This window comes from Amycolatopsis sp. cmx-4-83 (genome assembly GCF_046548815.1).
GTDB lineage: Bacteria > Actinomycetota > Actinomycetes > Mycobacteriales > Pseudonocardiaceae > Amycolatopsis > Amycolatopsis pretoriensis_A.
The window spans coordinates 399,484-417,465 of sequence record NZ_JAEBEF010000001.1; the positions used below are offsets into that span (position 1 = coordinate 399,484).

15 protein-coding genes are annotated in these 17,982 nt (G+C 70.9%); 6 read left to right on the forward strand and 9 right to left on the reverse strand.

What is annotated here, in order from left to right; genetic code table 11:
- The first annotated feature begins 238 nt into the window (after positions 1-238).
- The 6 genes from ACLJQM_RS02075 to ACLJQM_RS02100 all read left to right on the forward strand — a co-directional run bounded on the left by ACLJQM_RS02075 (position 239) and on the right by ACLJQM_RS02100 (position 7,994).
- Positions 239-2,386, forward strand: coding sequence for an alginate lyase family protein (locus tag ACLJQM_RS02075; RefSeq protein ID WP_410629957.1), 2,148 nt, complete (start codon positions 239-241; stop codon positions 2,384-2,386).
- A gap of 10 nt (positions 2,387-2,396) precedes the next feature.
- Positions 2,397-3,923 carry a right-handed parallel beta-helix repeat-containing protein gene (locus ACLJQM_RS02080; RefSeq protein ID WP_410629958.1) on the forward strand — a complete coding sequence of 509 codons (1,527 nt, stop codon included), beginning with the start codon at positions 2,397-2,399 and terminating at the stop codon, positions 3,921-3,923.
- 1 nt (position 3,924) lies between these two features.
- Positions 3,925-5,181, forward strand: a complete 1,257-nt coding sequence (locus tag ACLJQM_RS02085) for an O-antigen ligase domain-containing protein (RefSeq protein WP_410629959.1) — start codon at positions 3,925-3,927, stop codon at positions 5,179-5,181.
- Entirely contained in the window at positions 5,178-6,347 is a 1,170-nt protein-coding gene (locus tag ACLJQM_RS02090; RefSeq protein WP_410629961.1) for a glycosyltransferase family 4 protein, read from the forward strand. The genes ACLJQM_RS02085 and ACLJQM_RS02090 overlap by 4 nt, the downstream gene beginning before the upstream one ends.
- Positions 6,344-6,991 carry a phosphatase PAP2 family protein gene (locus ACLJQM_RS02095; RefSeq protein ID WP_410629963.1) on the forward strand — a complete coding sequence of 216 codons (648 nt, stop codon included), beginning with the start codon at positions 6,344-6,346 and terminating at the stop codon, positions 6,989-6,991. The genes ACLJQM_RS02090 and ACLJQM_RS02095 overlap by 4 nt, the downstream gene beginning before the upstream one ends.
- 388 nt (positions 6,992-7,379) lie before the next feature.
- A complete protein-coding gene (locus ACLJQM_RS02100) occupies positions 7,380-7,994 on the forward strand; it encodes a maleylpyruvate isomerase family mycothiol-dependent enzyme (protein ID WP_410629965.1) in 615 nt (204 codons plus the stop codon).
- Here the strand turns inward: ACLJQM_RS02100 and ACLJQM_RS02105 are convergent.
- From ACLJQM_RS02105 to ACLJQM_RS02145, 9 genes are all read right to left on the reverse strand, one after another.
- Positions 7,981-8,604, reverse strand: coding sequence for an HAD family hydrolase (locus ACLJQM_RS02105; RefSeq protein WP_410629967.1), 624 nt, complete (start codon positions 8,602-8,604; stop codon positions 7,981-7,983). The genes ACLJQM_RS02100 and ACLJQM_RS02105 overlap by 14 nt on opposite strands.
- 168 nt (positions 8,605-8,772) lie before the next feature.
- Positions 8,773-10,254, reverse strand: a complete 1,482-nt coding sequence (locus ACLJQM_RS02110; protein ID WP_410629969.1) for a right-handed parallel beta-helix repeat-containing protein — start codon at positions 10,252-10,254, stop codon at positions 8,773-8,775.
- A 93-nt stretch (positions 10,255-10,347) separates the two neighbouring features.
- Positions 10,348-11,664, reverse strand: a complete 1,317-nt coding sequence (locus tag ACLJQM_RS02115; protein WP_360768623.1) for a glutamate-1-semialdehyde 2,1-aminomutase — start codon at positions 11,662-11,664, stop codon at positions 10,348-10,350.
- 8 nt (positions 11,665-11,672) lie between these two features.
- Positions 11,673-12,221 carry a dTDP-4-dehydrorhamnose 3,5-epimerase family protein gene (locus tag ACLJQM_RS02120; RefSeq protein ID WP_247015216.1) on the reverse strand — a complete coding sequence of 183 codons (549 nt, stop codon included), beginning with the start codon at positions 12,219-12,221 and terminating at the stop codon, positions 11,673-11,675.
- A complete protein-coding gene (locus tag ACLJQM_RS02125) occupies positions 12,218-13,402 on the reverse strand; it encodes a polysaccharide pyruvyl transferase family protein (protein WP_410629971.1) in 1,185 nt (394 codons plus the stop codon). The genes ACLJQM_RS02120 and ACLJQM_RS02125 overlap by 4 nt, the downstream gene beginning before the upstream one ends.
- Positions 13,399-14,343, reverse strand: coding sequence for a glycosyltransferase family 2 protein (locus tag ACLJQM_RS02130; RefSeq protein ID WP_247015213.1), 945 nt, complete (start codon positions 14,341-14,343; stop codon positions 13,399-13,401). Before ACLJQM_RS02130 ends, ACLJQM_RS02125 begins: the two co-directional genes overlap by 4 nt.
- A 7-nt stretch (positions 14,344-14,350) precedes the next feature.
- Positions 14,351-15,676: a hypothetical protein gene (locus ACLJQM_RS02135; RefSeq protein ID WP_360768098.1), complete on the reverse strand. Its 1,326-nt coding sequence runs from the start codon at positions 15,674-15,676 to the stop codon at positions 14,351-14,353.
- 5 nt (positions 15,677-15,681) lie between these two features.
- On the reverse strand, positions 15,682-16,962 hold the full coding sequence (locus ACLJQM_RS02140) for a DUF4910 domain-containing protein (protein ID WP_360768101.1): 1,281 nt from the start codon (positions 16,960-16,962) through the stop codon (positions 15,682-15,684).
- Entirely contained in the window at positions 16,962-17,981 is a 1,020-nt protein-coding gene (locus ACLJQM_RS02145; RefSeq protein WP_360768103.1) for an NAD-dependent epimerase/dehydratase family protein, read from the reverse strand. The genes ACLJQM_RS02140 and ACLJQM_RS02145 overlap by 1 nt, the downstream gene beginning before the upstream one ends.
- Position 17,982 lies beyond the last annotated feature (1 nt).

A 17,982-nucleotide genomic window follows, 5' to 3' on the forward strand; every position in this document is an offset into this window, starting at 1 on the left:
TGGCACCGGTGCGACCGCGGGCGGCCGGCGTCCGGGCCCTGCCGGGTCTGGCGTCGCTCCGGCCGCGGATGGCCGGCGCTCAGTCGTTGGCGGCGGTGGCACCGGTGCGGCCGCGGGTGGCCGGTGCAGGGGACCTAGCGAGCGTGGCGCCGAAGCGGTTCGAGCTGCGGTGCAGCAGCGAGAGCCTGTTGCCTGCGCGGGCGGTGCCCGTACGGCCGCGGGCGGCAGGGGGCCCGCGATGATGGGGCCCGGCTGGTACCTGCGCCGGCTGTCCCGCATGGGGCCGGCCGAGGTCGTCGGGCGTGCTCGGCATGCCGTCGTCCAGCGGCAGTGGCGGTCCGCCTTGCCGGTGGCGCCGGACTGGCCGTCGCACCCGCGGTTCACCGCCGGGCTGCCGGCCGGGGTGCTGGGCAAGGTGTCCGCCGAGGCGGCTTCGCGGCTGCTGGCCACCGCCGACGAGCTGATGGCGGGCCGCGCCGAGTACTTCGGCGTGGTCCGCACCGACATGATCTCGCCGGACTGGTTCCTCGACCCGAAGACCGGCCGCCGCGCGCCCTCGGACGTGTACGCCTTCGACGTCCCGTACCGGTCGGAAGACGCGGTCGGCGACATCAAGCAGATCTGGGAACCGTCGCGCCACCAGCACCTGACCGTGCTGGCCGCGGCATACGCCCTGACCGGCACCCCGGCTTACGCCACGCGCGTCGCCGCCCACCTGCGTTCGTGGTGGGAGGAAAACCCGCCGCTGCAGGGCCCGCACTGGGTGAGCGGCATCGAGCTCGGCATCCGGCTGCTGTCGTGGGTCTGGACGCGCCGCCTGCTCGACGGCTGGGCGGGCGCGCCGGAGCTGTTCGAGGACAACCCGGACTTCCAGCTCCAGCTGTGGCACCACCAGAACTGGCTTGCGACCCTGCGCAGCCACGGCTCCTCGGCCAACAACCACGTGATCGCCGAGGACGCGGGCCTGCTGGCCGCGGCGTGCGCGTTCGGCTGGTTCCCGGAGTCGGCGGGCTGGCGGACGTCGGCGACGCGCTCGCTGGACGTCCAGCTCGGCCGCAACACGTTCCCGTCCGGGCTGAACGCCGAACTCGCGTCGGAGTACCACGGCCTGGTCCTGGAGCTGGGCCTCGCGGCCGCGCTCGAGGCCGACGCGGCAGGCACGCCGGTGCCGGGCTCGACGTGGGACGTCCTGCTCCGGATGACCGATGCCCTGGCGTCCATTGTGGACAACAGACTGCACCCCCCTCGGCAGGGCGACGCCGACGACGGCTTCGGCCTGATCGTCGACGGCGTCTCGACCGATCGCTGGGCGTCGCTGCTGGCCACCGGCGAGGTCCTGTTCGGCCGCCTGGACTGGTGGCCCCCGCTCCCGGGTGACGACGTCCGCACGCCCCTGCTGGCGTCGTTGGCCGCGCGCACCCCGCAGGCGACCGGCGTCCGGCCCGGTCAGCGGCCGGCCCACCTGCGCGACGCGGGCATGACGATCTTGCGCTCGGGCCGCGTGTGGGCCCGCTGCGACGGCGGCCCGCACGGGTTCCTGTCGATCGCGGCCCACGCCCACGCGGACGCGCTGTCGGTGGAGGTCCGCCACGACGGCGTCGAGATCCTCGCCGACCCGGGCACGTTCTGCTACCACGGCGAACCGCAGTGGCGGTCGTACTTCCGCTCGACGCTCGGCCACAACACCCTGGAACTGGAAGGCCGCGACCAGTCGGTGTCGGGCGGCCCGTTCCTGTGGACCCGCCACGCGGTGACGAAGGTCCTCGACGTCCGCACCCCACCCGACGGCCCCGCTCGCTGGTCGGCCGCCCACGACGGCTACGCCCCGGCGGTCCACCGCCGCACGGTCGAGCTGGACGGCGAAGTGCTGACGATCGTCGACGAGGTCCTGGGCGAAGCGGGCGCGGCGGGACGCTTGGCGTTCCACCTGGGCCCGGAGGTGACGGTGATGCTCGACGGAACGACGGCCCACCTCCGCTGGCCCGCTCCGGATGCGTCAGCCCTGACCGCCGAGGCCGGTGCGAGCCGGTCCGGTGGGGCGGCGGGTGTCTCGAACGCGGCCGAGGAAAGCCGGTCCGACTCCGGCAGCGAGGCCGGTCGTGCCGGGCAACTCGCTGCCGCGCCCGATCCGGTCGTCGGCCGGGTGTCCGGTTCGCTCGCCAGCGACAGTGCGCTCGCCGGCGCCGGTTCGCTCGCCGGTTCCGGTGAGGGCGTGCGGACCGCGGTGCTCGAGTTGCCACCCGAGTTGTCGTGGAGCGTGCACCGCGGTGAGAGCGAGCCGCCGCTCGGCTGGTACTCCGCGGGCTTCGGCCGGAAGGAACCCTCGACCACCCTCATCGGATCCGGGACGCCCGGACAGCTCACCACCCTGCTCCACTTCAGTTAGGACCCCGCCCGTGACAGCCCGCCGCTTCCGACTCCGCCGTGCCGCTCCGCTGCTCGGCGTCCTGCTCACGGTCGCGGCGTGCTCGGGCGGGCCGGATACCGACGGGGGACCGGCCCAGGCCACCGCGGCGCCCAGCGGTTCGGTCGCGGCCGTGTGCGACAAGGAGCCCGCCGGTCCGACGGCCGCGCCGGCGGGGGCGGTCGTCGTCGACCCGGCGGTGCCCGGCGACCTCGCGGCGAAGACCCGTTCGGCCGGCCCGGGCACGACGTTCTGGCTCAAGCCCGGCAAGCACATCCTCGGCGACGACAAGTACGACCAGGTGTCCCCGAAGGACGGCGACGTCTACATCGGCGCACCGGGCGCGATCGTCGACGGCCGCAAGATCAACCAGTACGCCTTCACCGGCCACGCGGTGAACGTCAAGATCACCTACGTGACCGTGCAGGGCTTCGTCGCACCGCACGACGAAGGCGTGGTCAACCACGACTCCGGCGACGGCTGGATGGTCGAGCACTCGACCATCCAGGACAACGACGGCGCCGGCCTGATGGCGGGTGCGCGCCAGCAGGTGCGCGGCAACTGCCTGCGCCGCAACGGCCAGTACGGGATCAACGCCTACTCCGGCAGCACCCCGCTCACCACGCTCGTCGTGGAGGGCAACGAGATCGCCGGCAACAACACCGGCGACTGGGAGACGAAGATCGAGGGCTGCGGCTGCAGCGGCGGGATCAAGTTCTGGGACGTGAACGGCGCCGACGTGCGCGGCAACTGGGTGCACGACAACCACGGCACCGGGCTCTGGGCCGACACCAACAACAACGACTTCCTCATCGAGGGCAACCTCATCGAGGACAACGACGGTGCCGCGCTGATCTACGAGATCAGCTACAACGCCGTCATCCGCGACAACACGATCCGCAAGAACAACTGGGTCGACGGCCGCCGGTACGCCGACCGCGGCGACAACTTCCCGACGCCGACGATCTACATCTCCGAGTCCGGCGGCGAGCCGCGGATCAAGGCGCGCACCGCGAAGATCGAGATCTCCCGCAACTACCTGGAGAACAACTGGTCCGGGATCACGTTGTGGGAGAACGCCGACCGCTACTGCAACAGCCCGGCCAACACCTCCTCCGGCGACTGCACCCGGCTGGTGCCGAACGTGAAGCAGTGCGCGGCCCCGGCGATCACGTCCGGCCCGCTGCTGGCCGACTGCCGCTGGAAGACCCAGCACGTCGACATCCACGACAACAAGTTCGTCCTCGACCCGGCGGTCGTCGGCTGCCAGGCCGCGTGCGGCCGGATGGGCCTGCTGTCGAACTTCGGCACCTACCCGGAGTGGTCGCCGTACAAGGGCGACGTGGTCCAGGAAGCGATCACTTACCGGCAGGACAACCGCTGGCACGACAACAGCTACCTGGGCCCGTGGACGTTCATCGCGTACACGACCGATCGCATCCTCGAGATCGGCGAGTGGGAAGGCTCGCCGTACTCGCAGGACGCCGGGAGCACGTACAGCGCACAGGGCGGGGGCTGACATGACGGCGCACACCGCATCGATCGCCGGCATCCGCGGCGAGGCCGCGGCCGAACCCGCGTCCGCGACCCCGAAGTGGGCCGGGCTGGCCTGGGCGCTGCTGATCCTCAACACCCTTGGGTCGACCGGCGCGAAGACGGTCATCCCCCTGCCGCGGTCGGTCAGCCAGCTGGTCACGATGGGCTCGCTGATGACGGCCTTCGTGATCGCGCTGGTGCTGAACAAGCACCTGCGGGTCCGCTCGAGCGCCTACTTGCTGCTGCTGACGCTGCTGCTGGTGTCCAGCATCCTCGCCAGCGCCGACCTGAAGGAGGGCGCGGGCGCGCTGTTCCGGTGCTTCCGGCTGACGGTGTTCGTGTCCACGCTCTGGCTGCTGACCCGTTGGTGGGACGGCAGCTTCAACTTCGTCCGCTACCACATCCGCACCTACGCCATCGTGCTCGCGTCCGTGGCGATCGGCCTGGTGATCTCCCCGGGCAACGCGATGCCGGAAATCTACGGCGGCCGGCTTTCGGGCGCGATCTGGCCGCTCACCCCGCCGCAGATCGGCCAGTACGCGGCGGTCATCGCCGGGCTCACGCTCCTCCTCTGGTTCGGGCGCCGCACGACGTGGCGCAGCGCAGTGGTCATCGTGGTGCCGGTGGTGGGCCTGCTGATGCTCACGCACACCCGCACCGCGACGCTCGGCCTCGTCGCCGGGCTCTCGGTGGCCTTCCTGTCGATGCTCCTGACCAGCGCCCGCGCCCGGAAGGTGTTCGCGTGGACGGTCGGCGTCGGCGGGGTCGCCGGCGTGGTCCTCGCGGGTGCGCTCCAGACGTGGTTCCTCCGCGGGCAGAGCGCGGACAACTTCTCCAGCCTCACCGGCCGCGCGAAGGTGTGGGACGCCCTGCTGGAGGCCCCGCGGTCGACGGCCGAGTACATCTTCGGCGTCGGGCTGACGGACAAGTCGTACGACGGGCTCCCGATCGACAACAGCTGGCTCGCGATCTACCACGAGCAGGGCTTCGTCGGAATCGCCTTGGTCGCCGGGTTCCTCCTCACGTTGATCGTCGTCGCGGTGCTGCGGCCGCCGTCGCTGGCGAGGGCGTGCGCGATCTTCCTGATCACCTACTGCGTTTCGGCCTCCTACACCGAAGCTGGTCTCGGCGACGCGTCGCCGTATCTGCTGCACCTGGCCGTGGCCGCGTCACTGCTGGTCCGCGGTGTTCCGCAGTCCGACGAACAAGCATTCATCCCGGCGAAGGGGGTAAGCGCGTGAGGGTGCTCGTGGTGCACAACCGGTACCGGTCCGAGCAGCCGAGCGGTGAGAACAACGTCGTCGACGCCGAAGTCTCGCTGCTCGCCGAGGGCGGCCACGAGGTGTCGCTGTTCGAACGCCGCAGCGACGACATCGCGGCGATGCCGCTGCCCCGCAAGGCCGCGGTGCCGCTGATGGTGCCGTGGAACCCAGCGGTGCGGAAGGAACTCGCCGCCCGCCTGCGCGCGAAGCGCCCGGACGTCGTGCACATCCACAACACGTTCCCGCTGCTGTCACCGTCGGTGGTTGCCGCCTGCGCGGACGCGGGGGTGCCCGCGGTCGCGACGCTGCACAACTACACGATGGTCTGCCCGCCCGGCACGCTCCACCGCGACGGCCACATCTGCACCGAGTGCGTCGGCGGCTCACCGTTGCCGGCGGTGAAGCACGGCTGCTACCGCGGTTCGAGCGCGGCCACGCTCCCGATGGCGGCGAGCATGGTCGCGAACCGGCGCCGGTGGTGGACGGGCGTTTCGCGGTTCTTCTGCATTTCGGCGGCGCAACGCGACCTCCTGGTGTCGGCCGGGATGCCCGGCGAGCGGATGGCGGTGAAGCACAACTTCGTCACCGACCCCGGCGTCCGCCGCACCGGCGACGGGAAGCACGTCCTGTTCCTCGGCCGGGTGACCGAGGAGAAGGGGGTCGGCCTGCTGATGCGGGCCTGGGACCGCCTCGGCGGCGCCCTGGGAGTTCCGCTGGTCATCGCCGGCACGGGCCCGATGCAGGACGAGGTCGCGGCCTGGGCGGCCGGACGTGCCGACGTCTCGTACGTGGGCCTCCAGAACAAGGCCGAGTGCCGCGCGCTCACGGCCGACGCGGTCGCCGTGGTCGCTCCGTCGACGTGGCTGGAGGCGTTCGGCCTCGTGGTGGTCGAGGCCATGGCGGCGGGCGTGCCCACCGTCGCCGCCGCCCACGGGGCGTTCCCCGAGCTCGTCGAGGACGGCGTCACCGGCCTCCTGCACCAGCCGAACGACGAGGTGTCGCTCGCGGAACGGCTGCGCGAGGTCGTCGGCGACCGCAACGGCGAGATGGGAGACGCGGCCCGCGTCCGGTACGAGAAGGACTTCACCCCGGCGGTCGGCCTGGACCGGTTGATCGCCGGGTACAAGGCGGCGATCGAGGCGTGAAGCAGCTGGTCCGGACGGCACCGGCGGTCCTGCCGCTCGTGCTGCGCACCCCGCTGGCCATGTCGGGAGCGTTGGCGACGGCGGTGCTCGTGGCGCTCGGCATCCTCCACTTCCACGACTCCGGGCTGACCGGGATCGACGCCGCCGTCCTGCCGTCGCTCGACGGGGTCGAGCCACCGTGGCGGTACGTCGCGCTGGTCATCGACTTCGGCGGCGAACCGGTCGGGTCGGTGATCCTGGTCGCCCTGATCGCCGGGGTGTGCTTCCTGGCCCGCCGCGCGCGGACGGCCGTGCTGACGGTGCTGGGCGTCCTGGTCACGGTGGCCGTGACGACGGCCTTGAAGCCGATCGTCGGGCGCACCATCCACGGTGAGTTCCTGTCGTACCCGAGCGGGCACACGGCTCTGGCGACGGCACTCGCGCTGGTCATCGGCCTGCTGCTGGTCGATCGGCTGGAGCTGGGGCGCGGGACCGCGGTGCCAGTAATCCTCGGCTTGGCGCTGGTCGCCGGGGTCGCGATGGGGTGGGCCGAGGTGGCCTTGGGGGCGCACTACCCGACGGATGCCGTCGGCGGGTTCTGCGCCGCGCTGGCCGCGGTCCCGGCGACGGGGTGGGTGGTGGATCGCGTCGCCGACCGGCTCTGAGGGCTGGTCGGTGGTCGCTCGCCGGCCCGGTTCTGGCCGCGTGGGGGCCTGGTCGGTGGGCGCAGTCGGTTGGCCGGCTGCTTGATGGGCTGATGTTGGGTGCGGGTGGTCGATTGGCTTGGCCGGTCGGGTCGTGGTCGCTCGTCGGGCCGGTGTCAGGTTTGGGTGGGTGTGGCTGGCGGCCGCCGGATGGGACGGTGCCGGTTGCGGGCGAGTACGACCGGTGGGCGTGGACTGCCGATGGGCCGGCGTCGGGTGGGCCTGGCCGATCGGCTTTGCCGGCTGGCCGGAGCGATCGCGGACCGCGGTGGAGATCGGGGCGTCGGTGCTGTCGGTCCGGGCGGGTTTCGTTCGTCGGTGGGGTGTCCTACCTGCGAAGGAGATCCCCATGATCCAAGAGCTGATCGCCGCCGAGAGGCGGGAGCTGGCCGTCGTGCTGGACGGGCTTTCGCCCCGTGACTGGGCGGCGCCGACCTTGTGCGCCGGCTGGCGGGTGCCCGAGGTCGTCGCGCACATGACCATGCCGTTCCGGTTCTCGACCGGGCGGTTCGTGCGTGAGCTGGTGAAATCCGGCGGGCGCTTCCACGCCATGGCTGACCGCGTTGCTCGCCGGGACGCCGCTGACCTGTCGCGCGAGGCACTGGTCGCTTCGCTGCGCGGCAACGCCGACCACTTGTGGCGGCCGCCGGGCGGTGGGGCGGAAGGCGCCTTGAGCCACGACGTGATCCACGGGCTGGACATCACGACCGCCCTCGGTCTCGAACGGCGTGTTCCACCGGAGCGCCTCGAGGTGATCTTCGCTGCGATGAAGCCGAAGCAGGTCAAGTACTTCGGGACCGACCTGGACGGCGTTGCCCTGCGCGCCGACGACCTCGGCTGGTCGTACGGCACCGGTACCCCGCTCACCGGGGCGGCCCAGGACCTGTTGCTCGTGCTGTGCAATCGGCGGTTGCCCGCCGGGCGTCTTCGAGGCGAGCCGAGCGCGCGTTTCACCACGGTCTGAGTTCCTTCCGCAACTGGTCCATTGTGGACAGACGGGGCCTGCTGAAGCGCAACGCCTGGAAACCGGCGTCGCGGGCGGCGGTGACGTTTTCTTCGCGGTCGTCGATGAGCAGCACCCTTTCGGGCACCACGTCGAGCCGGCGGCACAGCGTGGCGAACGCTTCCGGGTCGGGCTTGCGCACGCCGATGTCCCCGCTGACGAACCAGTCGGTGACGTACTCGCCGAGCCCGAACCGCTCGCGCAGCAGTTTCGACCACTCGCTCACGTCGTTGCTCAGGCACGCCAGCCGCACGCCGGTGGCCTCGAGTTCGGCGAGCAGGGCGACCGCGCCTTCGGTGAGGCGGTGGTTCAGGCAGTACTCCTCGTCCGACGCCCCGGCCGCACCGGCTGTCGCCCAGAAGTCCGCGGAGGACATCTTGCCGAGGCTGCATTCCCGGTACAGCTGGGCGATCCCGGGCCGGTCCAGCACGCAGCCGTGGCTGCGGAGGTACGGCACGAGCAGCTCCGCGACGTCGTCGGCGCACGAGTAGAGCACGCCCATGGCGTCGAACGCGACGACGTCGATCGCGTCGCGATCGCGGGCTGCGGGGGTGGTGGTCGAGGGGGCCATGTCTTCGACGGTACCGAACACACGTGCGAGCGCCATCGCTGGAAAGGGTGAAGCGACCAGTGTCCGGAATTCTCCGTTCGCGACTTTTCCCCTGGCCCACAAGGGAAAAGTCGCGTGTCCGGCCCGGGCGCCGGTGGAAATTGTCGGACCCGGTCGGCAAGCTCGTGATCAGCAGCCGGCGGGCCCACCGCCGAACGAAGAGCATTCGTCCTGCGAGTAGGGCTCCGCCCGCCAGCCCGCAGCGTCGACCGTCCTGGAGGTGTCATGCACGACGAAAGCCCACGGCCCGGTGTAGGAGTTGCCGTGCCACCGGTTGCCCTGCTTGAACGTGATCGCGTCCTCGACCACGGTTCCCTTGTAGGGGGACCAATCCGGGAAAGTCCCGTAGTTCGAGAGCAGCGCCATCCGCCCGCACAGGCTCGTGCAGCCGATCCGGCCGGGATCGAACCGGAAGGTGTTCCCGTGGATCTCGACCCGCTGCGTCTTCCAGCGGCAGTCGTCGTACGCCGGCGGCTTCTCGATCGTGCCCGCGGCGCACGAAGACGGCTGCGCGACCTCGGTGCAGTAGCCCGAAGACGTGTTCGCCGGGCTGGTGCAGAAGCGGTCGGCGTTCTCCCACGCCGTGATCCCGGCCCAGTTGTCCTCGAAGGTGTTCCCGCTGATGTCGACGGTCGAGGTCCGCGCCGGCACGCGCGGCTCGCCGCCGGATTCCGACAAGTACACCGTCGCCACCGGGAAGTTGTCGCCGCGGGCGGCGAACGCGCGGCCCTGCACCAGCGCGTTGCCGCGGAACGTGTTGCCGCGCAGCACGAGGTTGTAGCTGGTCTCGTAGAAGAACGCCTCGGCCGCGTTCGTTTCGAACAGGTTGTCCTCGACGAGGAAGTCGTTGTCGTTCGTGTCGGCCCACAGGCCGGCGCCGTGGTTGCCGTGGACCCAGTTGCCGCGGATGTCCGCCCCGTTCACGGCCCAGAACTTGGCGCCGCCGCTGCACCCGCAGCCCGGCACCTTGGTCTCCCAGTCGCCGGTGTTGTTGCCGGTGATCTCGTTGCCCTCCAGCACGAGCCCGGTGATGCCGTCGCCCGCCTGGTAGGCGTTGAGCCCGTACTGGCCGTTGTTGCGCAAGCAGCTGTGCCGGACGACCTGGCGGGCGCCGGCCATCAGGCCCGCGCCGAGGTTGTCCTCGATGGTGGTGTTCTCGATGAGCCAGCCGTCGCCGGAGTCGTGGTTGACCACGCCCTGGTCCTGGAGGGCGGCGAAGCCGCGGATGGTGAGCCCGCGGATCTCGACGTCGCGCGCCCGCTGGGTGAAGGCCGCGCGGTTGACGCCGCGGCCGTCGACGATCGCGCCCGGCGCGCCGAGGTAGACGTCGCCGTCCTTCGGGGCGACCTGGCCGAACTCGTCCGTGCCGAGCGTGTGGGTGCCGGGGCGGAGCCAGAACGTCGTGCCGGGCGGGTGGGCCGCCGTCTGGGCGGAGAGGTCTCCGTCGACGCCCGGATCGACGGAGACGGCTCCGGGAGGCGCTTCCCCGTGCTCCGCGGGCTGGTGGTCGCACACCGGCCCGGGCCCGTCGGCGGCGCGCGCGACCACCGGGCAAGCCACGGCGATCAGGAGCGAGCAAGCAGCGACGAGAACCGCACGAGATCTGCCCATGGCAGGAAGTTACGCACGAACGGGCCGGAAAGCAGTCACCCTCCAGTGTCCTCATCGGACCCAGAGGGTGAATCCGCTTCCGGCCCGGTCGGGTCAGGCGTATTTGCGGAACACCGGCTGCACCGGGCGACCGCCCATCCACGGCGTCGGGTCCTGGGCGTCGAGCGCCTTCCGGTAGACCGTGCAGGCCTGGGCGACCACGTCGATCGTCTTGTCGATGTCGGCCTCGGTGAGCGCGGCACTGACCACGAAGGACGGTCCGAGCACACCGCCGCTGATCAGTTCGCGCAAGAACAGCGTCCGGTACGGCTGCGACGGCTTGCCCTGTTCGTCGAGCGTGCCGAAGACGAGGTTGCTGGCCCGGCCGCGGACGACGACGTGGTCCTCCACGCCGATCCCAGCCGCCACCTCGCGGACACCTTCGGCGAGCCGGTCGCCGAGAGCGTGGAGCCTGCCGACGACGTCCTCGTCGCGGTAGACGTCCATCACCGCCATCGCGGCGGCGAGCGAATGAGTCTCGGCGCCGTGGGTGGTGGACAGCAGGAACACCCGCTCACGGTCGCTGCGCAGGCCGCCGATCTCCATCAGCTCCCGCTTGCCGGCCAGCGCCGAGACGGCGAAGCCGTTGCCGAGTGCCTTGCCGAACGTCGAGAGGTCGGGCGTGACGCCGTAGAGGCCCTGTGCGCCGTGGGGGGACCACCGGAAGCCGGTGATCATCTCGTCGAAGACCAGCACGACGCCGTACCGGGTGGTCAGCTCGCGCAGGCCCTGCAGGTACCCCGCCGGCGGCTCCACCGCCGCGGCCGCCTCCAGGATCAGGCACGCGATCTCGCCGTCGTGGCGCTGCAGCAGCTCCTCCGCGGCCTGCAGGTCGCCGTACGGGAAGGACAGGACCGCTTCCGTCGTCTCGTCCGGGATGCCGGCGCTCATCGGCGTGGTGCCGATGAACCAGTCGTCGGTGGAGAAGAAGGCGTGGTCGGCGCACTTGGCGACGAGCTTGCGGCCGGTGGCGGCGCGGGCCAGGCGGACGGCGGCGGTCGTGGCGTCGGAGCCGTTCTTGGTGAACTTCACCATGTCGGCGGTCGGCACGTTCTCGAGGAACCGCTCGGCCGCGTCGGCCTCGATGATCGACGGGCGGATGAAGTTGCTGCCCTTGCCGAGCTCACCGCGGACCGCTTCGAGGACCCGCGGGTGGGCGTGGCCGAGGATGACCGCCCGCAGGCCGGCGCCGTACTCGATGTACTCGTTGCCGTCGACGTCCCAGACGTGGCCGCCGAGGCCGTGGGAGATGACCGGAGCCATCCCTTCGGGATACTGGTCCGAGCCCTTGGCGTAGGTGTGCGCACCGCCCGGGATGGCCCGGTGCAGCCGCTCGTTCGCCTCCGCCGAGCGGGGCAAGTTCGTTCCCATCATGGGGGTCACCTCGTTGGTTTCAACGCCTCTCCGAGAGACGGCGCGCGCTCATCCCGGTCACTGACCATTGTGACCGACAGTGGCCACGAAATGTCCAATTCTGGGTCTTTGTACGAAATTGTGATGTCTTCGGACGGGTCGTGGGGCCGATCGATACGATACGACACATCGGAGACTTCGGTGAGTGACTGGAATCCGTGGGCGCAGCCCGCCGGGATGTACACCGAAACCTGCGTCTCACCGGAAAGTTCGAACGTTTTGACATTGCGAAATGTGGGTGAATCCGGTCGGAGATCCACCACGACGTCGAAGATCGCGCCGTGCGAGCACCGCACCAGCTTCGCCTCGCCGGCTCCGCCGCGCAGGTGCATCCCGCGGACGACTCCCTTGCGGGAGCGGGAAAGGCTGTCCTGGGCGAAGCCGTCCGGGTCGATGCCGACCGACGCGACGACTTCGCGGTCGAACGTCCGGCTGAAGAAGCCGCGCTCGTCCGCGTGCGGGGTCGGTTCGAACAGGTACACGCCCTCGATCTCGGGCACCGGAATGGCCTTCATCGCGCACCCCCGAAGAGGGCCGCCGAAAGGGCGGCGAACTGGTCCTTGAGTCGCTGGGCGTTGTTGTCGTTGCGTTCGGCCAGGATCTGGTGCAGTTCCGGCGCCCGGTTTTCGAGTTCGGTGAACTGCTCGACGAGCCGGTCGAAGTCGACGGCCTTCGCCCGCTGGGTGAAGTCGTCGAGGCCCATCTCCGCCATGAGCACGTCGTTCTTCGGCGCGTACCCGATCGCAACGGTCGGCTTCGCGACTTTCAGGGCGCAGAGCACGTTGTGGTAGCGCGTGGCCACCACGCTGTCCACCGCCGCCATCTCGTGCATCAGCTCGTCCAGGGTCTCCGCCGAGGCCGCCGTCACCAGCGGGGAAGCGGTCTTCTCGATGATCTCGTCGACGACCTGCCGGTCGATCTGGTCACCGATGAACAGCCGGACGGGTCTGCCCTGGTCAACGAGCCAGCCGACGAAACGGTTCATCGTGTCGACGTAGTGGCGGTAGATGCGGTCGCCGTCGGCGCGGTCGTCGTTGCCGCCGTAGTAGGCCATCACGCCGACGCCGACGGTGCCCGGCACTCCGTCGGCGGCCGGAGTGGGGAGGGAGAACGCGAGGTCGGGGTAGACCTCGTCGTGGCTGGTGTCGACGCCCATGGCGCGCATGGCGTCACGGGAGATGTCGTCGCGGTAGGAGCGGTAGGCGGCCAGGCGGCCGGCCCAGCGGACGAGCGTCCGGGTGGCCCGCGCGCTGATGTGGTTCGCGCCGACGCTGACCAGCGCGATCTTGGTGCCGAAGAGCCGCCCGGTGGCGGAAAGGAGGAAGAGCGAATACGGGAAACCCCACGGACGCAGCGGGAGTGTCGCTTCGAGGACGCCCATGCCGGGCACGATGACGACGTCCTGCCGGCGGACCCAGGCGGCCGTACGGCCGATGTCGACCAGCTTGCCGAGTCCCTTGAGGACGATCGACCGGAGGCCGGACGCCGTCTCGTACTCGGCCTGGTTCCAGTGCAGGGGCGTGGTGTCGACGCCGTACCGCTCGCGGACGATGTCCGGGCCGCCCACCAGGCCGGTCAGGACGGCGTCCGGGTGCTCGGTGCGCAGGTAGCCGAGCACGGCTTCGAGGGAACCGTCGTTGCCGAGGTTCCCCGAGCCGAGCAGGCCGAAGACGCCGACGCGCGGAGCACGCTTCACGCGAGCCTGCCTTCGCGGCCGGCCACGATCTCGTTGACCGTGGTGACGTCGGAGGCGGTCGGGGCGCGGTCCTCGACGCGCTCGCCGTGGCCGGAGCGCGCGCGGTTCGTCAGCCAGGCGCCGAGGTGCCCGAAGCACTCGCGCTTGTCGGCGGCCGAGATCGGCGCGCGGCGGATCAGGTCCGCGAACCCGTACACGTACTCGCCGAGCAGGCGGACGGTGGGATTCCGGAGCCGGTTCGCGCGCCGCGGGTCCAGATTCGCGCACCGGCTCCGGATGGTCGGGTTGGCCCGTTCCGCGCGGCCCGGGTGGTCGCGGCGGAAGTAGAGCAGCTCGGGCACCTGGTAGAACGGGCCGTGCAGGGCCATCTCGGCCGAGTACGTCCGGTCGGCGTGGTGGTAGCTGTCGAGCGGCTTGACGCGGCGGAGGACGTCGGCGCGGATGACGCCGTAGAAGTCGTCGCCGCCGGGCTCGAACAGGATGCTGCGGAAGCGGTCTGGCGCGTGCCGGGAGCCGGTGTCCAACGTGTACTGCAGCGGCTGGACGATGCGGCCGTCGCCGTCGATGATGGCCTGGTCGCAGTGGGCGAGGATGACGTCCGGGCGCTCGTCGAGGGCGTCGACGCACCGCTTGAGCAGGTCGCGGGCGTACAGGTCGTCGTGCGAGACCCACTTGAAGAGCTCGGTGCGGGAGACGTCGAACACGAAGTTGTGGTTCGGCGTCGCGCCGATGTTCTTCGGCTGGCGGACGTAGCGGATGCGCGAGTCCTTGTCGGCGTAGCGGCGGCAGATCTCGTCCGTGCCGTCCGTGGAGGCGTTGTCCGAGATGACCAGCTCGAAGTCTTCGTAGGTCTGGCCGAGCAGGGCGTCCAGTGACTCGGCGAGGTACTCCTCGCCGTTGTACACCGGGAGGCCGAGGCTCAGCCGCGGGACGGTGGTCATGGAGTCCTCATTCCTTGATGGGCTCTTTGATCGGCTCGAAGACGACGGTGGGCTCGTCGGCGCCCGGCGGGACGTAGTCGCGCAGCCCGAGGCGCAGCTGCAGCCACCAGACGACGGAGCCGGTGAGGGTCGCGGTGGCGACGCCCCACGCGGATCCGGCCGCGCCGTCGAGGAAGGCGCCGGTGATGCCGAACGTGACGTAGAACAGGGAGGCGATCAGTTGCGAACGCAGGCTCCGCTTGGCCGCGCCCAGCGCGCGGAGTCCGGCGGCCGCGCCGGTGGCGAAGCTCGCGCCGACCACGGCCAGGGTGACCGGGAGAATCAGCGGGGACGACGAGTCCCACACCGAGCCCATGACCCAGCGGCCGGCGCTGTCGGGCAGCAGGAGCAGCAGGCCGAGGCCCCAGCACAGGGCGGCGGCGGCCTGCCCGCCGCCGAGGATGACGCAGAAGTGCTTCAGCCGGTGCGGCGCCCGCTGAAGCACCCGCGCACCCTCGGCGACGGTGACCAGGGAAAGCCCCATGAGCAGGGCCAGGAACGGGCCGAGGAGCTGCTCGGCGCCGCGGACCGCGCCGACGGCGGTGATGCCGGCGATGGCGCCGAGGCCGTACGCGCGCAGCTGGGACGCGCCGCTGTTGCTGACGTTCTCGACCAGGTACCGCACGCTCAGGTCGCGCTGCGACCGGAGCCAGCCGGCGAGCTCCCGCGGGTGCGGGAGGATCCCGGTCTGGAACCAGCCGTAGACCGCGGCGATCGCGGCCGCGATGCCCCAGGCCAGGACGAACGCGACGACCGTGCCGACCCGTCCGGCGATGAACAGCGCCGGGAGCAGCGCGACGCCGCACACGACGTCGTTGAGGAACGCCTTCTTGCCCTGCCCGCGGGCGAAGAACGCGAAGCGCCAGGCGTCCTGCAGCAGCAGGCCCGGCAGGACGGCGGCGAGCGCGACGAAGGCGTTGCCGAGCGGGCCGCCCGCGGCCAGGCCGGCGAGCAGGCTGATCACGCCCGTCACGCAGCCGACGCCGATGGCCGTGCCCGACGCGCTGGCGACCCCCAGGCGCCAGCGGTCCTCGGGCACCGCGCTGAACCGCACCATCAGCGGGTCGGTGGCGAGGCCGCGCGACACGTTCAGCACCACGCCGTAGGTCACCCAGGCGAGGCTGAAGATGCCGAACGCGAACGTGCCGAGCTCGCGGGCCACGTACAGGCCGACGGCGAAGTTGGTCAGGCTGGACACCGCCTGGTCGCCGAGCCCCCAGCTCAACCGTCCGGCCATCGCGCGCACCGCGCCCGACCGAAAGATCGAGCGCGGTGCACGGCGATGGTTGGCCACGTCGCTCACTCCTTGACCAGACCGGCGTCGTGCAGGGCGCGGGCGGCGACGTCGACGATGTCGAAGGGCAGCCCGGCGCGTTCGGCGATGTCCAGGAGGCTGTGCTCGCCGTCGGAGAGGTTGAGCACCCACAGCATCGCCATCTGGGCCTGCTTGGCGTCGCTGCGGCCGCCGAGCGAGTCGTACAGCCCGCGCTTGCCGAGCTGGGGCTCGCCGTACGGGCTGAGGTTGACGTACCGGCGGTTGCGGTCCAGGACGCCGAAGGCGTCCTTCAAAGCGCCGAGCGTGTCCTCCATGGCCGCCGGGGAAACGAAGCTCGGGTTGTCGGCGGAGGTGTGGTACTCGGGGTAACCCGCGTACGGCGTGCGGGTCAGGGACCCGACGCCGAGGTTGAAGCCCGGCGAGCAGAACTGGCGCTCGTCGTAGCCGTACGGCGAGAAGTCGACGACACGGTGTTCGCGCGAGCGCAGGACGTGCTGCAGGACGCGGTCGATCTCAGCGTCGTCGCGGCGGGACTTCTTGTATGTCAGCGGTCCCGGGTCGCCCGCGCACGCCAGCACCAGGCCGTGCTTGACCTTCTCGATGCGCGAGGCGTTGCGCGCGAGCCACGTGATCGAGCCGATCGTGCCCGGCATGAACAGGAAGCGGTAGGTGTAGTGCGGCTGCTCCGAAGCCAGCTGCTGAGCCAGCGAGATCGCCACCGCGATGCCGGCCAGGTTGTCGTTCGCCAGCGACGGGTGGCAGACGTGGCAGGACACGATGACCTCGTCGGTGACGCGCCCCGGCACGACGTGCTCGCCGTAGGTCAGCGAGCCGTCGGCGAGGGTCGAGTCGATGACGACGTCGTAGTCGCCGTCGGGCAGCGCGTCGAGCTTCTCCTGCGCGAGGCAGAAACCCCAGGCCGGGGCGTAGTAGCTGGTCCGGTAGGGCACCCACGACGGCTGGTCCGGCAGCGTGTGCAGGTGTTCCCGCAGCTCGCTGAGCGGCATCCGCTGCCGCACCGGGACGCTGTACCCGACGACGTGCAGGTTCGACTCCCGGAAGTCGATCACGCGCTCACCGGAGGGAGCAGCGACGTAGGCGTCGCGGATGTTCCACTCCTGCGGGATGGTCCAGTCCAGCACCGCCGTGCCGGTCGGGACCTCGTGCCGCTCCAGCGGGATGTGCTCGCCGATGATGTCCAGGGTCTGCCGCACACCGTCGCCGGTGATGCTGCGGCAGAGCGGGTACAGCCGCTCGACCAGGGCGTGCAGCTCCGCCCCCGTCCGCAGCTGCGGGCCCGCCACTAGCGCCGCCGCATGGTGTCGTCGATGCGGCCGGCTTCGCCTTCGCTCTTCAGCCAGGCGAGCCGGGTGAACAGCTGCTGGAACGACTCCCGCGTCAGCCCGAACTTGCGGTACGCCTCGATCAGCTCGACGGCGCCGTCCTTGACCGACCATTCGCAGGCGAAGCCCGGGATGGCGGCGCGGAAGCGCGAGAAGTCGACGCGGTAGGAGCGCGGGTCGGCGCCGGCCTCGCCGGTGATGTTCAGGGTCGAGCCCGGCACGGCCTCGACGACCTCCTGGGCGATCTCGGCGACGGTGACGTTGTTGTCCTCGGTGCCGATGTTGAACGCCTTGTTGTGCACGGCTTCCTTGGGCGCCGTCAGGGCCGCCGTGAACGCGCGCGCGATGTCCTGGGCGTGCACCAGCGGACGCCACGGCGTGCCGTCGGAGAGCACCAGCACCTCGCCGGACAGGTGCGCGTGCGCGGTCAGGTTGTTCAGCACGATGTCGCCGCGCAGCCGGGGCGAGTAGCCGAACGCGGTCGCGTTGCGCATGTAGACCGGGGTGAAGTCGTCGTCGGCGAGCTCGTGGACGTCGGCCTCGACGCGCACCTTCGACTCGGCGTAGGGCGTCACCGGCTTCAGCGGGGCGTCCTCGTTGACCAGCTTGTCGCCGCCGGCGCCGTAGACCGAGCAGGTCGACGCGTAGAGGTACCGCCCGACGCCGGCCTCCTTCGCCAGCTTCGCGAGCTTCACCGACGCGTGGTGGTTGATGTCGTAGGTCAGCTCCGGCGCGAGCGAGCCGAGCGGGTCGTTCGACAGCGCGGCCAGGTGGATCACCGCGTCGAAGCCTTCGACGTGCGAAATGGTGACGTCGCGCAGGTCGACGGCCACCCCGGCCGGGTCGGCCGGGACCGGACCGAGCAGGCAGGACTCGAAGAGCCCGGAGTCGAGGCCGACGACCTCGTGGCCGGCGGCGGCGAGCACCGGGGCCATCACCGTCCCCAGGTAGCCCTTGTGCCCCGTCAGCAACACCCGCATC